This window comes from Burkholderia sp. KJ006, from assembly GCF_000262695.1.
In the GTDB taxonomy this organism is placed as follows: Bacteria; Pseudomonadota; Gammaproteobacteria; order Burkholderiales; family Burkholderiaceae; genus Burkholderia; species Burkholderia vietnamiensis.
The window spans coordinates 1,596,125-1,612,705 of sequence record NC_017921.1 but is presented as its reverse complement, the minus strand read 5'-3'; the positions used below and the strand labels follow the sequence as shown (position 1 = coordinate 1,612,705).

At 70.5% G+C, this 16,581-nt stretch carries 13 protein-coding genes and 1 pseudogene; 3 read left to right on the top strand and 11 right to left on the bottom strand.

The annotated features are described in order from the left end of the window. Positions 1-25: 25 nt before the first annotated feature. The 3 genes from MYA_RS21175 to MYA_RS21165 all read right to left on the bottom strand — a co-directional run bounded on the left by MYA_RS21175 (position 26) and on the right by MYA_RS21165 (position 4,064). A complete protein-coding gene (locus MYA_RS21175; RefSeq protein WP_014724979.1) occupies positions 26-1,093 on the bottom strand; it encodes an ABC transporter ATP-binding protein in 1,068 nt (355 codons plus the stop codon). Continuing rightward, a complete protein-coding gene (locus tag MYA_RS21170; protein WP_014724978.1) occupies positions 1,086-2,858 on the bottom strand; it encodes an ABC transporter permease in 1,773 nt (590 codons plus the stop codon). Before MYA_RS21170 ends, MYA_RS21175 begins: the two co-directional genes overlap by 8 nt. A gap of 117 nt (positions 2,859-2,975) precedes the next feature. Continuing rightward, on the bottom strand, positions 2,976-4,064 hold the full coding sequence (locus MYA_RS21165; RefSeq protein WP_011882099.1) for an ABC transporter substrate-binding protein: 1,089 nt from the start codon (positions 4,062-4,064) through the stop codon (positions 2,976-2,978). 231 nt (positions 4,065-4,295) lie between these two features. Here MYA_RS21165 and MYA_RS21160 point away from each other — a divergent pair, with 231 nt between their 5' ends. Both MYA_RS21160 and MYA_RS21155 read left to right on the top strand, forming a co-directional pair. Then, positions 4,296-4,970, top strand: coding sequence for a response regulator (locus MYA_RS21160; RefSeq protein ID WP_011882100.1), 675 nt, complete (start codon positions 4,296-4,298; stop codon positions 4,968-4,970). Positions 4,971-5,001: 31 nt separating this feature from the next. Then, a pseudogene (locus MYA_RS21155) lies at positions 5,002-6,399 on the top strand (sensor histidine kinase N-terminal domain-containing protein). A gap of 144 nt (positions 6,400-6,543) precedes the next feature. On the opposite strand, the gene MYA_RS21150 reads toward MYA_RS21155, so the two are convergent. From MYA_RS21150 to MYA_RS21115, 8 genes are all read right to left on the bottom strand, one after another. Further along, the gene (locus MYA_RS21150) at positions 6,544-7,410 is read right to left on the bottom strand and encodes an MOSC domain-containing protein (RefSeq protein WP_014724977.1); all 867 of its coding nucleotides are present in this window, start codon (positions 7,408-7,410) and stop codon (positions 6,544-6,546) included. 122 nt (positions 7,411-7,532) lie between these two features. Further along, positions 7,533-8,489: an ABC transporter substrate-binding protein gene (locus MYA_RS21145; RefSeq protein ID WP_014724976.1), complete on the bottom strand. Its 957-nt coding sequence runs from the start codon at positions 8,487-8,489 to the stop codon at positions 7,533-7,535. A 37-nt stretch (positions 8,490-8,526) separates the two neighbouring features. Continuing rightward, on the bottom strand, positions 8,527-9,720 hold the full coding sequence (locus MYA_RS21140; RefSeq protein ID WP_014724975.1) for a c-type cytochrome: 1,194 nt from the start codon (positions 9,718-9,720) through the stop codon (positions 8,527-8,529). Positions 9,721-9,773: 53 nt separating this feature from the next. Next, entirely contained in the window at positions 9,774-10,598 is an 825-nt protein-coding gene (locus tag MYA_RS21135; protein ID WP_014724974.1) for an ABC transporter ATP-binding protein, read from the bottom strand. Further along, positions 10,592-11,680 (bottom strand): ABC transporter permease, encoded by a 1,089-nt coding sequence (locus tag MYA_RS21130; RefSeq protein ID WP_014724973.1) that lies wholly within the window; start codon positions 11,678-11,680, stop codon positions 10,592-10,594. Before MYA_RS21130 ends, MYA_RS21135 begins: the two co-directional genes overlap by 7 nt. 4 nt (positions 11,681-11,684) lie before the next feature. Beyond that, a complete protein-coding gene (locus tag MYA_RS21125) occupies positions 11,685-12,719 on the bottom strand; it encodes an ABC transporter substrate-binding protein (RefSeq protein WP_014724972.1) in 1,035 nt (344 codons plus the stop codon). Between the two features lie 37 nt (positions 12,720-12,756). Further along, complete coding sequence (locus MYA_RS21120) at positions 12,757-13,602, bottom strand: class II aldolase/adducin family protein (protein ID WP_014724971.1); 846 nt, start codon at positions 13,600-13,602, stop codon at positions 12,757-12,759. Between the two features lie 18 nt (positions 13,603-13,620). Continuing rightward, positions 13,621-14,706, bottom strand: coding sequence for an LLM class flavin-dependent oxidoreductase (locus MYA_RS21115; protein ID WP_014724970.1), 1,086 nt, complete (start codon positions 14,704-14,706; stop codon positions 13,621-13,623). A gap of 353 nt (positions 14,707-15,059) precedes the next feature. Here MYA_RS21115 and MYA_RS21110 point away from each other — a divergent pair, with 353 nt between their 5' ends. Beyond that, a complete protein-coding gene (locus tag MYA_RS21110; protein WP_014724969.1) occupies positions 15,060-16,400 on the top strand; it encodes an acyl-CoA dehydrogenase family protein in 1,341 nt (446 codons plus the stop codon). The last annotated feature ends 181 nt before the right edge of the window (positions 16,401-16,581 follow it).

Below are 16,581 nucleotides of genomic sequence, written 5' to 3'. Positions count from 1 at the left end.
CGGCGCGCGGGCCGCCGCAGGCGGCTCAGCCCGCCTTCGCGAACGCCCAGCAGTCGTTGGCCGGGAATTCGATCCAGTGCGCGCCCGCCGCGCGCGGTGCGTGGCCGAACGCGCGCAGCCGCATGTCGCCGCGATGGAACAGGTATTCCCAGCGATCGCCGAGATACATCGACGTGACGAGATCGGCCTGCAGCCGGTTCGCGCCGGGGCCGTCGACGACCTGCACGCGTTCGAGCCGGATCACGGCCTGCGCGGGCTGGCCGGGCGCGAACGTGTCGCGCGCGAGCGCCTGCAGCTGCCAGCCGTCGCCGGCCAGCGTCACGCGCTCGCCGTCGACGGCCGCGACGCGCGCATCGATCCGGTTGTTGCTGCCCATGAATTCGGCCGTGTACAGCGAGCGCGGTGCGCCGTACAGCTCGGCCGGCGTGCCTTCCTGCTCGATGCGGCCGTTGCGCAGCAGCAGGATGCGGTCGGACATCGCCATCGCCTCGGTCTGGTCGTGCGTCACGCACAGCGCCGACAGCCCGAGCGACACGATCAGTTCGCGCAGCCACGCCCGCGCTTCCTCGCGCAGCTTCGCGTCGAGGTTCGACAGCGGCTCGTCGAGCAGGATCACCGGCGGGTTGTAGACGAGCGCGCGCGCGATCGCGACGCGCTGCTGCTGGCCGCCCGACAGTTGATGCGGGAAGCGTTCGGCCAGATGACCGAGGCCGAGCTGGTCGAGCGCGGCCTGCACGCGGCGCTTCTGTTCGGCAGCCGCCACGCGGCGCAGCTTGAGCCCGTAGCCGACGTTGTCGGCGACGGTGCGGTGCGGCCACAGCGCGTACGACTGGAACACGAGGCCGAGCGAGCGCTGTTCGACGGGCAGGTCGATGCGCTGTGCGCCGTCGAAGAACACGCGGCCGTCGAGCTGGATGCGCCCGCCGGACGGCTGTTCGAGGCCGGCCACCGCGCGCAGCAGCGTGGTCTTGCCGCTGCCCGACGCGCCGAGCAGGCACACGACTTCGCCGGCCTTCAGTTCGAACGACACGCCGTTGAGGATCGGGTTGGCGCCGTAGCTGAGATGCAGGTCGTCGACGATGAGCTTATCCATGAAGTTTCACTCCGAAGCGCAGGGCCACGCCGAGTCCGGCGCCGACCATCGCGATGTTGATGACAGACAGTGCGGCGACCTGGTCGACGGCGCCGGTCGCCCACAGCGACACGAGCAGCGCGCCGATCACTTCGGTGCCGGGCGACAGCAGGTAGACGGCCGTCGAGTATTCGCGCTCGAAGATCATGAAGATCAGCAGCCACGCGGCGAGCAGCCCGAAGCGCACGAGCGGCAGCGTCACGTCGAGCGACACGCGGCTGCGCGTCGCGCCGACGCTGCGGCCGGCTTCCTCGAGTTCCGGGCCGACCTGCAGCAGCGCGCTCTGGATCAGCCGCATCCCGTACGCGAGCCACACGACGGTGTACGCGATCCAGATGCTCCACATCGAGTTCTTCAGCTCGCGCAGGCCCGGCACGAACAGGAAGATCCACAGGAACGCGAGGCCGGCGAGCAGGCCCGGCACCGCGCGCGGCAGCAGCACGAGGTAGTCGAGCAGCCGGGTCGCCCAGTCGTGGCGGCGATGACCCGCGAACGCGACCAGCGAGTAGAAGCCGACCGCGAGCGCGCCGCCGATCACGCCGATGCCGAGCGTGTTGACGATCGCGCGCACGAGGTTGTCCTGCTCGAACAGTTCGACGAAGTTCGCCAGCGTCAGCACGTCGGCGAGCGGCACGCCTTCGCCCCAGTTGGTCACGAACGCGCGCAGCACGATGCCGGAGATCGGCACGATGACGGTCAGCGCGAGCCACAGCGCGACGATCGCGAGCGCGACCCAGCGCCATGCGCCGAGCGGCAGCACGGTCGAGCGGCCGGCCTTGCCCTTGACGGTGACGAAGCGGTTCGCCGTCTTCAGCAGCCGGCGCTGCAGCAGCACCAGCGGAAACGTGATCGCGACGATGCACACCGCGACCGCGGCCATCAGGTGATACGACGGCACGCCGAGCTTGTTGGTCAGCTTGTACAGGTAGGTGGCGAGCACGAGGTGGCCTTCGGGGTCGCCGAGCACGAGCGGCAGCCCGAACACCTCGAAGCCGAGGAAGAACACCAGCACGCCGGCGAACAGCAGCGCGGGCATCGTCATCGGCAGGCTCACGTCGAGCGCGACGCGGAACGGACGTGCGCCCGTCACGCGTGCGGCTTCCTCGACGTCCGAGCCGAGATTGCGCAGCGCCGCCGACGAGTACAGGTACACGTGCGGCACGTGCGTGAGGCCGACGATCACCGTGATCGCGAGGATCGAGTACACGTTCCACGGCACGTCCTGCACGCCGAACAGCTGCCGGAACCAGACCGAGTAGAAACCGACCGGGCCGGCCGCGACGACGTAGCCGAACGCGAGCACCATCGGCGACACGAACACCGGCGTGAGCAGCAGCGGCTCGAGCCAGCGGCGGCCGGGCAGGTCGGTGCGCACCATCACGAACGCCAGGATGCCGCCGAGAGGGATCGAGATGAACAGCATCCCGCCGGCGATGATGAACGAGTTCTTCACGGCCGACCAGAAATCGGGATCGGCGAAGATGAAGCGGAAGCCTTCGACGCCGAGCGTCTTGTTCGCGTCGAAGAACGGCGCGGTGAGCAGGCTCTGGAACAGGATGAAGCCGAGCGGCAGCGCGACCGCGATGGTCAGCACCGCGACGACGATCCAGCGCAGCATGCCGGCGAGCGGCTGCAGGCCGTTGGCCGGGAGCGCGGGGATCGCGTCGCCGGGGCCGGTGGTGCGCGCAACGGCCGGCGTCGTTGCCCGTGTGCTGGTTGAAAGCATGAGTACACCCCTGCGGCCATCCGGATGGCCGCCTACGGAAAGTCGGTAACGGGAAGCGGCCGGCCCGCGGCATTTTCAGCGGGCGGCCGGGGCTCGGCGGGTCAGCGCATCAGCGGATCAGCGCTTGATCGCCTGCTGCCATTGCTTCAGGAATGCGAGCCGCTTCGACTGGTCGAGATACACGAGCAGGCCGGTGCCGATCTGGATCGGCTTCAGCGAGTCGCCGAGCTCTTTCGTGAGGCTCGCGGCCGACGTTTCGCCGGCGACGTCCGTGCGGATCGCATACAGGTTCGCCTGGTTCGCGATCAGCGTCTGGCCGCGCTTCGACAGCAGATAGTCGACCCACAGCTTCGCGGCGTTCGGGTTCTTCGCCTTCTTCGAGATCGTCGCGAGGCGGCTCACGACCTGCGTGTAGTCCTTCGGAAACACGTAGCCGATCGACTTGTCCTTCTTCGCCTTCGCGTATGCATACGAGCCGATGATGTTGTAGCCGATCAGGTTCTCGCCGGACGAGATGCGCTCCATCATCGCGCCCGTGCTCGACTGCAGTTTCGGGCCGGTCGCGCCGATCGCCTTCACCAGCTCCCACGTGACCTTTTCGTTCACGTGCGCGTCCTGCGTCAGGTAGTTGAAGCCGACGCCGGACTTCTCGATGTCGTAGGTCGTGACCTTGCCCTTGAACTTGTCGGCCTGCGTCGTGAGCAGCCGGATCAGGTCGGCGCGCGTCTTCGGCACCTCGTTCTCGGGGATCAGGCGCTTGTTGTAGACGATCGCGAGCGGCTCGAATGTCGTGCCGTACGCCTGCTTCTGGTATTGCGCCCATTGCGGCACGTGCTGGCTTTCGGGCGAATCGTACGACGCCATCAGGCCGTCGTTGACGAGCTTCACCTGCAGGTCCATCGCGGAGCTCCACAGCACGTCGGCGCTCGTGCTGCTGGCGGCGTTCTCGCTAATGTAGCGGTTGTACAGCTCGGTGCTGTTCATATCGTTGTATTCGACCTTCACGCCGTACAGGCTTTCGAAGTCCTTGATCAGCGGGCGCACGAGGCCCGTGTCGGTGGTCGAGTAGACGATCAGCTTGCCTTCCTTCTTCGCGGCGTCCACGACGCCCTGATAGCTGCCCGGATATCCGGCGGGAACCTGTGCGACGGCGGTGCCCGCGACGAGTGCCAGCGCGGCGGCGAGCGGCTTCGGTGCAAACGGCATGTCTTCCTCCAGTGATGCGTGTGTGGTTCGAGTGACGCGGATGTTAATTGCGCGGCACTTTCATCCTGCTTTCATTTTCTTGAGCGATCGCGTCCGGCGGGTCATGGATTTCCCGGAGACGATGGGGCGTCGGGCCCGGCTGCGCGGGCGCGCAACCGGTATTTGCGCGAAGCGTCGGCGTGGAAAGGATCATGTAATGTAGCGGCCTGTCGCTGACCTTACGGAATCCGAATGCGTGTGCTGCTCGTCGAAGACAACCCGAACCTCGCGCAGTCGCTGCACGACGCGCTGAGCGCCGCGCGCTTCGCGGTCGATCACATGGCGGACGGCGAAGCCGCCGATCACGTGCTGCGCACGCAGGACTACGCGCTGGTGATCCTCGATCTCGGGCTGCCGAAGCTCGACGGGCTCGAGGTGCTGCGCCGCTTGCGCGCGCGCCGCAATCCGGTGCCGGTGCTGATTCTCACGGCGCACGGTTCGGTCGAGGACCGCGTGAAGGGGCTCGATCTCGGCGCCGACGATTATCTGGCCAAGCCGTTCGAACTGACGGAGCTGGAGGCGCGCGCCCGCGCGCTGATCCGGCGCAGCCTCGGCCACGAGCACTCGCGGATCGAATGCGGGCCGCTCGCGTACGACAGCGTCGACCGCAGCTTCCAGCTCGCCGGCGCAGCGCTGTCGCTCACGCCGCGCGAACGCTCGGTGCTGGAGGTGCTGATCCTGCGCAACGGCCGCGCGATCAACAAGGAGACGCTGTCGGAGAAGATCTTCGGGCTCGACGAGTCGGTGAACGCGGACGCGATCGAGATCTACGTGTACCGGCTGCGGAAAAAGCTGGAGAACACCGGCGTCGCGATCGTCACGCTGCGCGGGCTCGGCTACCTGCTCGAAGCGAAGGCCGCCGCATGAGGCGCGCGCCGACGCATCCGCGGGCGGCGGCGTGACGATCCGCCCGAACCTGCGCACGCAGGTCGCGCTGTGGCTGCTGCTGCCGCTGCTCGGCCTGCTCGCGCTCGACTCGTGGCTCACCTACCAGCGCGCGATGAGCGCCGCGCACGTCGCGTTCGACCGCACGCTGTCGTCGTCGCTGAAGTCGATCCGGGAAGGCGTGCGGCTCAACGACGGCGAGATCGAGGTCGACCTGCCGTATCTCGCGCTCGAGATGTTCGAGTCCGGGGACGGCGGCAAGATCTACTACCTGATCCGCGACGACCGCGGCCGCACGATCACCGGCTACCCGGACCTGCCGCTGCCGCCGCGCGGCGGCGCGCTGTTCGTCACGCAGTACTACGACGTCGTGTATCGCGGCGAGCAGTTGCGGATGGCCGCGCTGCGGGTGCCCGTCCACGACGTGCCGAGCGCGCAGACGCGCATCGTGTGGGTGATGGTCGGCGAGACGATCTAGGCGCGCCAGGCGCTCGCGCGCGAGATCCTGACCGGGTCGCTGCTGCAGGAAGGGCTGCTCGTCGTGCTGGCGCTCGGGATCGTGTGGCTCGGCGTCGGGCGCGGGCTGCGACCGCTGAACCGGCTGTCGGCGACGGTCGCCGCGCGCAGCGACGGCGATCCGACGCCGCTCGACACGGCCGGCATGCCGAGCGAACTCGCGCCGCTGGTCGAGTCGATCAATCTGTACATCGCGCGCACGCAGCGGATGCAACTGGCGCGGCGCCGATTCTTCGCGGATGCCGCCCATCAGCTGAAGACGCCGCTCGCCGCCGTGCAGGCGGGTGTCGAACTGGCGCTGCGGCCCGACGAGCAGCCGCGCGTGACTGCGCATCTGCGGCGCGCGAACGGCGCCGTGCGGCAGGCGGCGAAGATCGTCCAGCAATTGCTGTCGCTGTCGCGGCTCGATTCGGACAGCGGCCACGCGGTCGCGCATCAGCCGGTCGCGCTGCACCGGATCGCCCGCAGCGCGACGCTCGACTGGTCGCCGGTCGCGCGCGCGCGCGACATCGACCTCGGCTTCGAGCACGACGCCGACGTCGACGTACTCGGTCAGCCGGACCTGCTCGGCGAACTGATCGGCAACCTGATCGACAACGCGATCCGCTACGCGGGCGACCGCGCGGTGATCACCGTGCGCGTGTCGCGCGACGGCGCGCGCGCGCGCCTCGACGTGATCGACGACGGGCCGGGCATTCCGGCCGGCGAGCGCGATGCGGTGTTCGAACGCTTTCATCGCGGCAGCACCACGCAGACGATCGAGGGCACCGGGCTCGGGCTGTCGATCGTGCGCGAGATCGCGCGCGTGCATCGAGGCAGCGTGACGCTCGCCGATGCGGACGGCGGGGGATTGATCGTGACGGTGTGGCTGCCGGTGTTGCCGGAGGCGGGGTAGGGACTGGTGGTGGAGGCCGAGCGGCTGAGGCGGCCGTTACGAACGAGCCTCGGAACCGGCGCGTCAGAAGGCGGCGCTACAAACGAACGTTGGCGCCGAGCAGCAGCAAAACCGACGCGCCACGAGCGACGCGTCCACTTCCCCTCAGTCCCCGAACCCCAGTTGCGCGTCGAGCGCCTGCCCGACTTCGAGCCATGCGCCCGCGCCCGCGACGACGATCGCGTTGATGCCGAACGTCAGCGCACCGTCGAAGTTCGGGTTCGCGCGATACGTCTGCATCGTGTCGGTCGGCTCGTGCGGCCATTGCGGGTTCGGCTCGCCGCTCGCCTGGTCGATCGTCGGGATCGGGCAGCGCGTGCACAGCTTCACGAGGCGCAGCCGCACGGGCGTCGCGCCGGCCGCGTCGAGATGCTCGACGAAGTCTTCCTCGTACGCATCGAGGTCCGACACGACGAGGTTCGGGCGGAAGCGGTTCATCGGAATCGCGGGCGCGCCTTTCGCGGCGAGCCGCGCGTTCAGGTCGTCGAGCGACGACTGGCCGATCACGAGCAGCGGATAGCCGTCGGCGAATTGCGTGTGGGTATCGACGTCGCCGGTCCATTTGCGGTTGCAGCCGCGGCGCGCGCCGTCGCCGAAGCGGGCGAGCTTCAACGGCGTACCGACGAATTGCGTGAGCCATGCGGCCGTCTCGGCGCCCGTGTCGATCGCGTCGACGGTGTCGCGCCACACGGTCGCCGCCATCGCGGGCGTGGCGGGCGTCGCATCGCAGTCGAGCGGCGTGCGGATCTCGGGCATGCCCGGCGCGTTCAGCACCAGCGCGTCGTGCTCGAGCGCCGTGCGGATCAGCGCGAGCCGCGGATGCGTGCGCTGCGTGATCATCATCCCGTCGGGTGTGGTGATCAGCCAGTGGCGATCGTACGCGAGGCCCGTCTCCAGCAATTGCGCGCGCGGCAGCGCGATGCCGGCGCAGGATTTGATCGGGTAGACGAACAGTTCTGAAATGGCTGGCATGACGCTGGCTGGCAAACACGGGATGGGCGAATCGCGATTGTGCCAGATCGTGCGCCGGCCGTTTGGACGGTTGCTCGCGTGTTTGCCTGCACCTGCCTGCCTGCGCGCGCGGCGCCGGCCGGTCACGCGAGCGGGAAGCCGCGGTCGAACGTCGCGCGCACGTCGAGCGGCTCACGCAGTAGCCCGGCCTTCAGATAGAAATCGGCGGTGCGCTGCTGCTGCGCGATCACCGCCGCGTCGATCGGTTGCCAGCGCGTGTTGCGCCGCTCGAACTGCAGCTTTGCCGCCGCCGGCGGGATGCCGATGATGCGCGCGAGCGTCGCGGAATACGCGTCGACGTGCCGGTACGACCACGCCTGCGCACGCACCACGCGTTGCACGAAGTCGCGCAGCACGTCGCGCTTCGCCGCGATCGCGGCATCGGTGGCCGCGATGTAGCTGAGGCCCGACCACAGCCCGCGGCCGTTGACGAGCACGCGCGCGCGGCCGCTCGTTTCGGCGAGCGCGGTGTACGGTTCCCACGTCGCCCATGCGTCGATCGATCCGGTGGCGAGCGCAAGCATCGTGTCGGCCGGCGGCAGGAAGCGGAACGACACGGCGTCGGGCGGCAGGCCGGCCGCATCGAGCGCCTTCAGCGTGACGAAATGGCCGATCGAGCCGCGCGTGGTGCCGATGCGCTTGCCCTTCAGATCGGCCGCGTCTTTCAGCGCTGCGTCGGGCCGCACGAGCACCGCGGTGCCGTACGGGTCCGAGCGGTTCGCGCCGATCACCTTGAGGCGCGCGCCCGACGCGAGCGCGAAGATCACCGGCGCGTCGCCGATCGGCCCGCAGTCGACGGCCGCCGCGTTCAGCGCTTCGGCGAGCGGCGCGGCGGCCGGAAACTCGGTCCACGCGATGTCGTAGGCGACGCCGTTCAACTCGCCGGCCGCTTCGAGCAGCGCGCGCAGCCCGCCTTTCTGGTCGCCGGCGCGCAGCAGCGGCCGCGTGCCCGATTGCGCATGCAGTACGGCCGGCGCGGTGCTCAAGGTGGCGGCGAGTGCGCTGGCCTGCGCGAGGAAGTGGCGTCGGTTCGGATTCATCGTCGGTTCGGTTCGGGCGGAGAAACGGTTCAGGGTGTCAATGCGGCAGCCCGGCCTGCACGTCCTGCACGGGCTCGCTGTCCACGCGCACCAGCAGCGCGGTCAGCGGATCGGCGTTTGCGGCGTCGTCGGACGGACGCGTGCTCGTCTGCGCGCGGCATAGCAGGTCGTCGGCGGACCAGCCGGCGCTGCCCGGCAATGCGCGGGCGCGCAGCCAGCCGCGCCGGTCGGCGAGCAGCTGCGTGCCGCCGAACGCATCGGGCGGCACGCCCGCGATCGTCGCGAACGCCTGCCAGGCGCCGGCCGTCGTCGCGACGCAGTTCGCGCGCGCGCCGGCCGGCGCGTTCGGTGCGGCCGACGTACGAGCGTCGTCGCCGGTCAAGATCAGCGTCTGCCAGCGCGGATCCTCGCGAGGCGGCGTGGCGCCCGCGGCGAGCGCGACGATGCGCACGCGCTGGCCGTCGCGCCAGCGCGCGAGCGGCTGCGGCGCCGCATCGCCGCAGCGCACGTCGAGCGCCGGCAGCGGGACGGGCACGGGCCACGCGCCCTCGGCGCGCGCACCGCTGCCGGCCGACAGCGCTTTCAGGTAATCGAGTACCGCCCACGTGTCGGCCGGCCCGAGCGTCGCCGCAAAGCCCGGCATCGAGGTCGCGCCGTGCGCGTCGCGGGTGCCGTGGCGCACGCGCCAGTACAGTTCGCCGTCCAGCCGCCGCGCGAGCAGCGCGCCCGCGAAGGTCGGCGGCCAGTGCGCGAGCGTCGCCGCGAGCGGCCCTTCGCCGCGGCCGTCCGCACCGTGACAGGCCGCGCAATGCTGCCCATACAGGCGCGCGCCGTGCATCACGTTCGCGACGGAAAACGGTTCGGGATTGCGCTGGAAGCTGGTCGGCACGGCGGGCGCGAGCCACAGCGAAGCCGGCGGCCACGGCGCGAAGCAAGCGCCGGCGAGCGCGGCGATCGACGCGGCCGCACGGTACTTGCGGCTCGCGATCGCGACGCAGCCGAGCGCCGCGGCGAACACGGTCGCCGCGACGGCGAACGCAAGCTGCCGCGTGAGGCCGGCGTCGATGCGCAGCGTTTCGAGCGCGACCCGCTGCGCCCACGGCCACGCGGCCTGGCCGTCGGCGTCGCCGGTCAGGCCCAGCGCATGGAGCGTTTGGGCACACGCGAGCTGCGCGCGATACAGCAGTTGCAGGAACCGCAGCGCCCAATCGGCAAACGGCAGCGCGTTCATCCGCGCCGCGCGTGTCGAGGCAAAGCGCCGGTTCGGCGAGCGACGCCGTGCATCTACCAGCTCGCATCGAGTCCGAGATGCCGCAGCGCGTCGTGGCGCAGCTCGGCGAGCCGCGGATCGCCGCGATGGCGCGGATAGGGCAGGTCGACGCGCAGCTCCGCGACGATGCGCGCCGGCCGCGGCCCGAACACGATCACGCGCTGGGCGAGGAACAGCGCCTCCTCGACATCGTGCGTGACGAGCAGCGCCGAGAAGCCGTCGCGTTGCCACAGCGCGGTGAGCTCGGCCTGCATGGTCAGGCGCGTCAGCGAATCGAGCTTGCCGAGCGGCTCGTCGAGGATCAGCAGGCGCGGGTCATTGACGAGCGCGCGCGCCAGCGCGACGCGTTGCGCCATCCCGCCCGACAGCTGATGCGGAAACGCGTTCGAGAATTCCTGCAGCCCGACGCGCGCCAGCGCATCGTCGACGCGATGCTGGGCGCGGCGCGCGACGCCGCGCGCTTCGAGGCCGAGCGCGACGTTGGCGCGCACGCGACGCCACGGGTAGAGCGTCGGGTCCTGGAACACGACGATCCGCGACGGGTCGGGCTGCTCGATCGGCACGCCGTCCTGCGCGATCGTGCCTTGCCGCGCGGCATCGAGCCCGGCGACGAGCCGCAGCAGCGTCGATTTCCCGCAGCCGCTCGGCCCGAGCAGCGCGACGAACTCGCCGGCGGCGACCGACAGCGTGACGTCGTCGAGCACCGGCAGCGGGCCGCCGGGGCCGTCGAACGCATGACTGACGCGGCGGACGTCGATACGTGCACCGCGCGGCGGCGTGGCGTTTCCGGCGACGGGCGCGGTCGCGGCGAGCGGTTCCACAGCGGCGGCGCTTACCATTTGACGGTTCCTTTCTGCCAGGCGAGCACGCGGTCGCGCACGGCGAACAGCAGCGCGATCAGCCCGGAAAACAGCAGCGCCATCACGATCAGCGCCGCATACATGTTCACGTACGATGCCCAGCCCTGCGCCCAGCTCAGATACCAGCCGAGCCCCGACTTGACGCCCATCATCTCGGCCACGACGAGCACCGTGAACGATGCGCTGAGCCCCATGAAGATGCCGACGAACACGTGAGGGAGCGCGGCCGGAATCGCGACGCGCAACACCAGGAAGCGGGCGTTCGCGCCGAGCGTGCGGGCGACGTCGTAGTACTGCCGATTCACGCTCGCGACGCCCGACCACGTCAGCACCGCGACCGGGAAGCCGGTTGCCAGCGCGATCAGGAACGCGGCGGCCGAATAGCTGGTCGGGAAGAAGTAGAACGTGAGCGGCAGCAGCGCGGTGGCCGGCACCGGCCCCAGCACGCGCAGTACCGGATGCACCCAGTAGCCGATGCGGCGCGACCAGCCGATCGACACGCCGACCGCGAACCCGACCGCGACGCCGTACGCGAAGCCGAGCGACAGCAGCTTCAGCGTGTTGGCGGCGCTGCCGGCGAGGCGCGGCCAGTCGTCGACGTAGACCTCGATGAGCGCCTGCGGCGGCGCGAAGAACGGCGTCGGCAGCCACGCGGTTTTCGCGGTCGCGACCTCCCACGCGGCGAGCACGAGCGGCAGCGCGACGAGCCACGGGCCGGCCGGCCGCACGCGGGCGAGCTGCGCGCGCGTGGCCGGCACGCGCTGGCCGAGCGTCGCGGCGAGCAGCAGCAGCGCGGCGATCGCCCATGCGGCGGCGCCGAACGCGTCGGTATACGCCCAGTCGCTGAAACCGGCGATGCGGTTGGGCCACAGCCGCGTCAGCGCGCCGAGCGCGCTCCACGCGAGCGCGGCGGCGACGCCGGTCGGCCAGTTGCGCGCGCGGCGCGCTTCGGCGGCGAGCGTCGCGTCGCAGGCCGTGCAGCCGGCCGCGGACGCGGCGGCCGCGGATGCGCCCGCGATGGACGCGCGGCGTGCGGCGGAGGCGGGTTCGATCGTCGACATCGGCTCACCCCAGCACGTTCGCATAGACCTGCTGCGCGAAGCGCTGCGGGTCGGTGCTTTTCTTCAGCACGTTGATGCGGCGGAAATCGTCCGCATAGAACGCGATTTCCTGCTGCAGGTCGACGTTGGTCGGATGGTGCGTGTAGGTCAGCGTCGCGTACAGCTTGCGCAGGTCGTCGGGGCTGATCTTCGGCGAATACTTCGCGAACACCTTCGCGGCTTCGTTCGGGTTGTCGTGCGTGTATTCGGTGGCCTGCACGATCGAGCGCGCGAGCGCGGCCGCCGCCGGCCGATCGTTGCGCACCAGTTCGCCGCGCGCGCCGATCACGCAGCACACCTTGCGCGCGTATTCGCCGGACAGGTTCGTCGCCAGTTCCGCATACGCGCCGTTGCTGCGCTTTTCGAGCAGATAGAGGTTCGGGTCGCCGTCGGCGATCGCCTGGATCTCGCCCTTGTCGACGGCGACGCCGAGCAGGTCGGCCGGATACTGGCGCCACGTGATGTCGCGCTCGGGGTCGATGCCGTTCTTCGCGAGCAGGATCGAGAAGAAGTGCTTGCCGGGCGCGGCGAGATCGCTGACGCCGACCGTCTTGCCCTTGAGCGCCTGCAGCGTCGTGACGCCGGCCGCCTTCGCGCCGACGAGCCGCACGCAGCCGCCGTGCGAGCTGCCGATGATCTTCACGTCGAAGCCGGCTTCGAGCGGCTTGAGCCAGCGATGGATCATCCCGACCGCGGCGTCGGCCTTGCCGGTCGCGATCGCTTCGAGCAGCTGGTCGGTCGAGCCGCTGTAGTTGATCAGGTCGACCTTCAGCCCGTTCTTTTCGAAGAAGCCGCGTTCCTGCGCGACGACGATCGGCGTCAGGCAGAACGCGTTCTGGTTCCATGCGAACGTGAGCTTTTTCAGCGGCGCCGCGGACCAGGCCTTGCGGCCCAGTGTGATCGCGGGCGCGGCCAGCGCGACGGCGCCAGCCGCGCGCAGCAGCCGGCGACGCTTGTCGCTAGGGGCGCCGGCCGGCGCGGGTGCGGTGGTATCGGTCATTCGTGTGGTCTCCGGTTCCGGTCGTGCGCAAGGGCGCTCAGTCGAGCAGGTCGGGTTCGTCGGCGACGACGCGTTGGAACAGGCTGTCGAACGCGTGCAACGCGCCGTCGGGGCCGCCGATCTGGCCGTGCGTGTGCCGCGCGGTCGCGTGATCGATCGGTTGCGGCGTGCCGGCCGCTTCGGCCAGCAACTGCGTATGCGCGGCGTTGTCGAGCGCGATGTACCACCACGCGGCCGCCTCGACGCTCGGGCCGGCCGTCAGGATGCCGTGGTTCTTCAGGATCACGCCCTTGTGCGTGGAGCCGTCGGGCCGCGCGAGCGCATCGGCGATGCGCGCGCCTTCGCTGGTGTCGACGACCATTCCCGTGAAGTCGTCGAACAGCGCGTGGTCCTCGTAGAACACGCACGCGTCCTGCGTGAGCGGATCGAGTGGGCGGCCGAGCGTCGACCACGCCTTGCCGTAGGTCGAATGCGTATGGGCGGCCGCGACGAGATGCGGATGCGCGTCGTGAATCGCCGCGTGGATCGCGAACGCGGCCTTGTTCAGCGGCCGGCTGCCGATCGCGGTTTCGCCGCGCGCGTTGACGAGCAGCAGGTCCGACACCTTGATCTGCGAAAAATGCACGCCGAGCGGATTCACCCAGAAGTGGTCGGGCAGCTCCGGATCGCGCGCGGTGATGTGGCCGGCGAGCCCGGCCGCGAAGCCGAAGCGCGCGAACAGGCGGAACGCGGCCGCGAGCCGCTCCTGACGGTGGCGGCGCTCGGCGGCGACGTCGATGCGCGGGGCCGGCGGATCGAACCAGAAGTGCTGGCGCGGCGCCTCGGCGAGCACGAGGCCCGACGCGGTGCGCGTGCGCGACGTGGAAGACAGGACGGCGGACATGGCGATGGTCTCCGTGCGTCAGGCGGCGCGGCGCGCGGCGTCGCGGGCGGCGACGCCGCTGCGCACGCGCGGGATCAGTTCGCGGCCGTAGTCGAGCGCGTCCTCGAGCGGATCGAAGCCGCGGATCAGGAACGTCGTCACGCCGAGGTCGTAGTAGTCGAGCAACGCGTCGGCGACCTGCTCGGGTGTGCCGACCAGCGCGGTCGAATTCGAGCGCGCGCCGGTGAGTTTCGCGATCTCGGTCCACAGCCGCTTGTCGACGCGCGAGCCGCGCTCGGCCGCCGCGAGCAGACGCCGCGCGCCTTCGCTCTGCTGCGGGTCGCCGGTGCCGAGGCCCGCGGCGTCGCGCAGCCGGCGCGTTTCGTCGAGGATCCGGTGGGCGCGCGCCCACGCTTCGTCCTCGGTGGCCGCGAGGATCGGCCGGAACGACACGGAGAAGCGCACCTGCCGGCCGTGTTTCGCGGCTTCGGCGCGCACGCGGGTCGTGAGGTCGCGCACCTGGTCGAGCGATTCGCCCCACAGCGCATAGACGTCCGCGTGCTTGCCGGCGACCGCGAGCGCCGCTTCCGACGCGCCGCCGAAATAGATCGGCACGTGCGGCTTTTGGTGCGGCTTCACTTCCGAGTAGCCCTGCCTGAAGCGATAGTGCGCGCCGTCGTGATCGAACGGCTGCGACTCGGTCCAGATGCGGCGCAGGATGCCGAGATATTCGTCGGTGCGCGCATAGCGTGCGTCGTGGTCGAGGAAATCGCCGTCGCGCTGCTGCTCGCTGTCGGAGCCGCCCGAGATGAAGTGCACGGCGAGGCGGCCGCGGCTGAACTGGTCGAGCGTCGCGATCTCCCGCGCGGCGAGCGTCGGCGCGATGAAGCCGGGACGATGCGCGAGCATGAAGTGAATGCGCTCGGTCGCGGCGGCGGCGAACGCGATCGTCAGCGTCGCGGACGGGCTGGTCGAGTGATGCGGGACGAGAATTCGGTCGAAGCCGGCCGTTTCATGGGCGCGCGCGAAGTCGCGCACGTAGTCGGGGTCGACGGCCGGGCCAGTGGCCGGATGAATTTCCGACTGCTTCTGGCTCTGGATCATGCCGATGAATTCAACGCTCATCTCGGTCTCCGATGCAAGGAAGGCCCGCCGTGCCAGCTGCGGCCGGCGGGGCAGGAATGCAGCGCAGATTACCGTCCGGATCAGGCGCAACGGAAATAACGATTGCCGATTTCAATATCAGATTTGCATGGTTTGGGCGGGCACCATGCTGCGCATACGCTGTGCGCTCCGAATGGATCGACAGGGCGTCTGCCGGCGCCTGTGCGGGCTTGCTGCCGCACGGGCGCAAACGGTCGGCGCGCACGCATGCCGAGCGGCGAAGTCGGCGCGCAGACGGCCGTCGGCGCGGGCACGGCGCTCGCGCGTCGATCCAACGCTGCCCCGCTACCCGTCACCGAAGGGAAACCGTACCGATGTCCGCCAGCCTTGCCGCTTCCGCGCCGCTTCCGGCGCAATCGTCACTGCGTCATCTGCCCGCCGACGATGCACGCGTCGCCGCGTTGCTCGAGCGGCTCGCGCCCGAACTCGCCGCCGACGCCGCGCGCAACGACGTCGACGGCCGTTTCCCGCACGAGAACTTCGCGCGGCTGCATCGCGCCGGGCTGATCGCGCAGGTCGTGCCGCGCGAGCATGGCGGCGCGGGCGCGACGCTCGCGCAGGCGAGCCGCATCGTCGCCGCGATCGCGCGCGCCGACCCGGCGACCGCGCTGGTGCTGACGATGACGTATCTGCAGCATCGCGCGCTCGGCCGTGCGGACAGCCGCTGGCCTGCGCGCGTGCGGCGCGCGGTGTTCGACAGCGCCGTCGACGAAGGTGCGCTGATCAACGCGTTGCGGGTCGAGCCGGCGCTCGGCTCGCCGTCGCGCGGCGGGCTGCCGGAGACGATCGCGCGCCGCGACGGCGACGGCTGGCGGCTGTCCGGCCACAAGCTGTACAGCACCGGGATTCCGGCGCTGCGCTGGCTGGCCGTCTGGGCGCGCACCGACGAGCCAGAGCCGCGCGTCGGCGTGTTCCTGGTGCGGCGCGACGGCGACGGGCACGACGACGCGCGGATTCGCGTGATCGAAAGCTGGGATCATCTGGGCCTGCGCGCGTCGGGCAGCCACGAGGTCGTGTTCGACGACGTGTGGCTGCCCGCCGATCATGCGGTCGACGTGCGCGCGCCCGGCGCGTGGGCCGTGTCGGCCGCGAGCCACGCGGACATCGACGCGCAGACCGACCAGCAGGCATGGATGGTCGCGCTGCTCGGCAGTCTCTACGATGCGGTCGCGCGCGCGTCGCGCGACTGGCTGCTCGGGTTCGCGACGACCCGCGCGCCGAGCGGTCTCGGCGCGCCGCTCGCGACGCTGCCGCGCGTGCAGGAGGCCATCGGCGAGATCGAAGGCTGGCTGCACGCGAACCGCGTGCTGCTCGACGAGCACATCGCGCGCACCGATGCGGGCGACGCGCCGACGGTGACGACGAGCGGCCTCGTCAAGCGAACCGTGACGGAGCAGGCGATCCGCGTCGTCGAGCATGCGTTGAAGCTGTCCGGCAACCACGGGTTGAGCCGCCACAATCCGCTCGAACGTCACTATCGCGACGTGCTGTGCGGGCGCGTGCATACGCCGCAGGACGATGCGATCGCGATGGCGGCCGGCCGCGCGGCGCTCGATGCGGCAGCGGCGGCGGCGGCGCGCAACGCGCCGAGCGACGCCGCGAGTTCGCGCAGCGCGCCGCACGCTGCGCGGGCATTCGATCGAAGCGATGCGTAAGGACGGCGATGGGGCATACCGCGCAGGCCGGACCGCGCCGTGCGTGCGTCGCCGAACGGGCTCGATCGGCCACATCGGCGCGCAGGGCGAAGGCGCCGCAGACTTGCGCGGGACTTCGCACGCGTTGCGCGATCACTGGCTGCGTGATTCCGAGGCCCGCTGCGGCGCGGCTCGGCCGAGT

Bases quoted from the DNA above. Each gene is read 5' to 3' on its own strand.
- MYA_RS21175 (WP_014724979.1), bottom strand. From the start codon at position 1,093: ATGGATAAGCTCATCGTCGACGACCTGCATCTCAGCTACGGCGCCAAC.
- MYA_RS21170 (WP_014724978.1), bottom strand. From the start codon at position 2,858: ATGCTTTCAACCAGCACACGGGCAACGACGCCGGCCGTTGCGCGCACC.
- MYA_RS21165 (WP_011882099.1), bottom strand. From the start codon at position 4,064: ATGCCGTTTGCACCGAAGCCGCTCGCCGCCGCGCTGGCACTCGTCGCG.
- MYA_RS21160 (WP_011882100.1), top strand. From the start codon at position 4,296: ATGCGTGTGCTGCTCGTCGAAGACAACCCGAACCTCGCGCAGTCGCTG.
- MYA_RS21150 (WP_014724977.1), bottom strand. From the start codon at position 7,410: ATGCCAGCCATTTCAGAACTGTTCGTCTACCCGATCAAATCCTGCGCC.
- MYA_RS21145 (WP_014724976.1), bottom strand. From the start codon at position 8,489: ATGAATCCGAACCGACGCCACTTCCTCGCGCAGGCCAGCGCACTCGCC.
- MYA_RS21140 (WP_014724975.1), bottom strand. From the start codon at position 9,720: ATGAACGCGCTGCCGTTTGCCGATTGGGCGCTGCGGTTCCTGCAACTG.
- MYA_RS21135 (WP_014724974.1), bottom strand. From the start codon at position 10,598: ATGGTAAGCGCCGCCGCTGTGGAACCGCTCGCCGCGACCGCGCCCGTC.
- MYA_RS21130 (WP_014724973.1), bottom strand. From the start codon at position 11,680: ATGTCGACGATCGAACCCGCCTCCGCCGCACGCCGCGCGTCCATCGCG.
- MYA_RS21125 (WP_014724972.1), bottom strand. From the start codon at position 12,719: ATGACCGATACCACCGCACCCGCGCCGGCCGGCGCCCCTAGCGACAAG.
- MYA_RS21120 (WP_014724971.1), bottom strand. From the start codon at position 13,602: ATGTCCGCCGTCCTGTCTTCCACGTCGCGCACGCGCACCGCGTCGGGC.
- MYA_RS21115 (WP_014724970.1), bottom strand. From the start codon at position 14,706: ATGAGCGTTGAATTCATCGGCATGATCCAGAGCCAGAAGCAGTCGGAA.
- MYA_RS21110 (WP_014724969.1), top strand. From the start codon at position 15,060: ATGTCCGCCAGCCTTGCCGCTTCCGCGCCGCTTCCGGCGCAATCGTCA.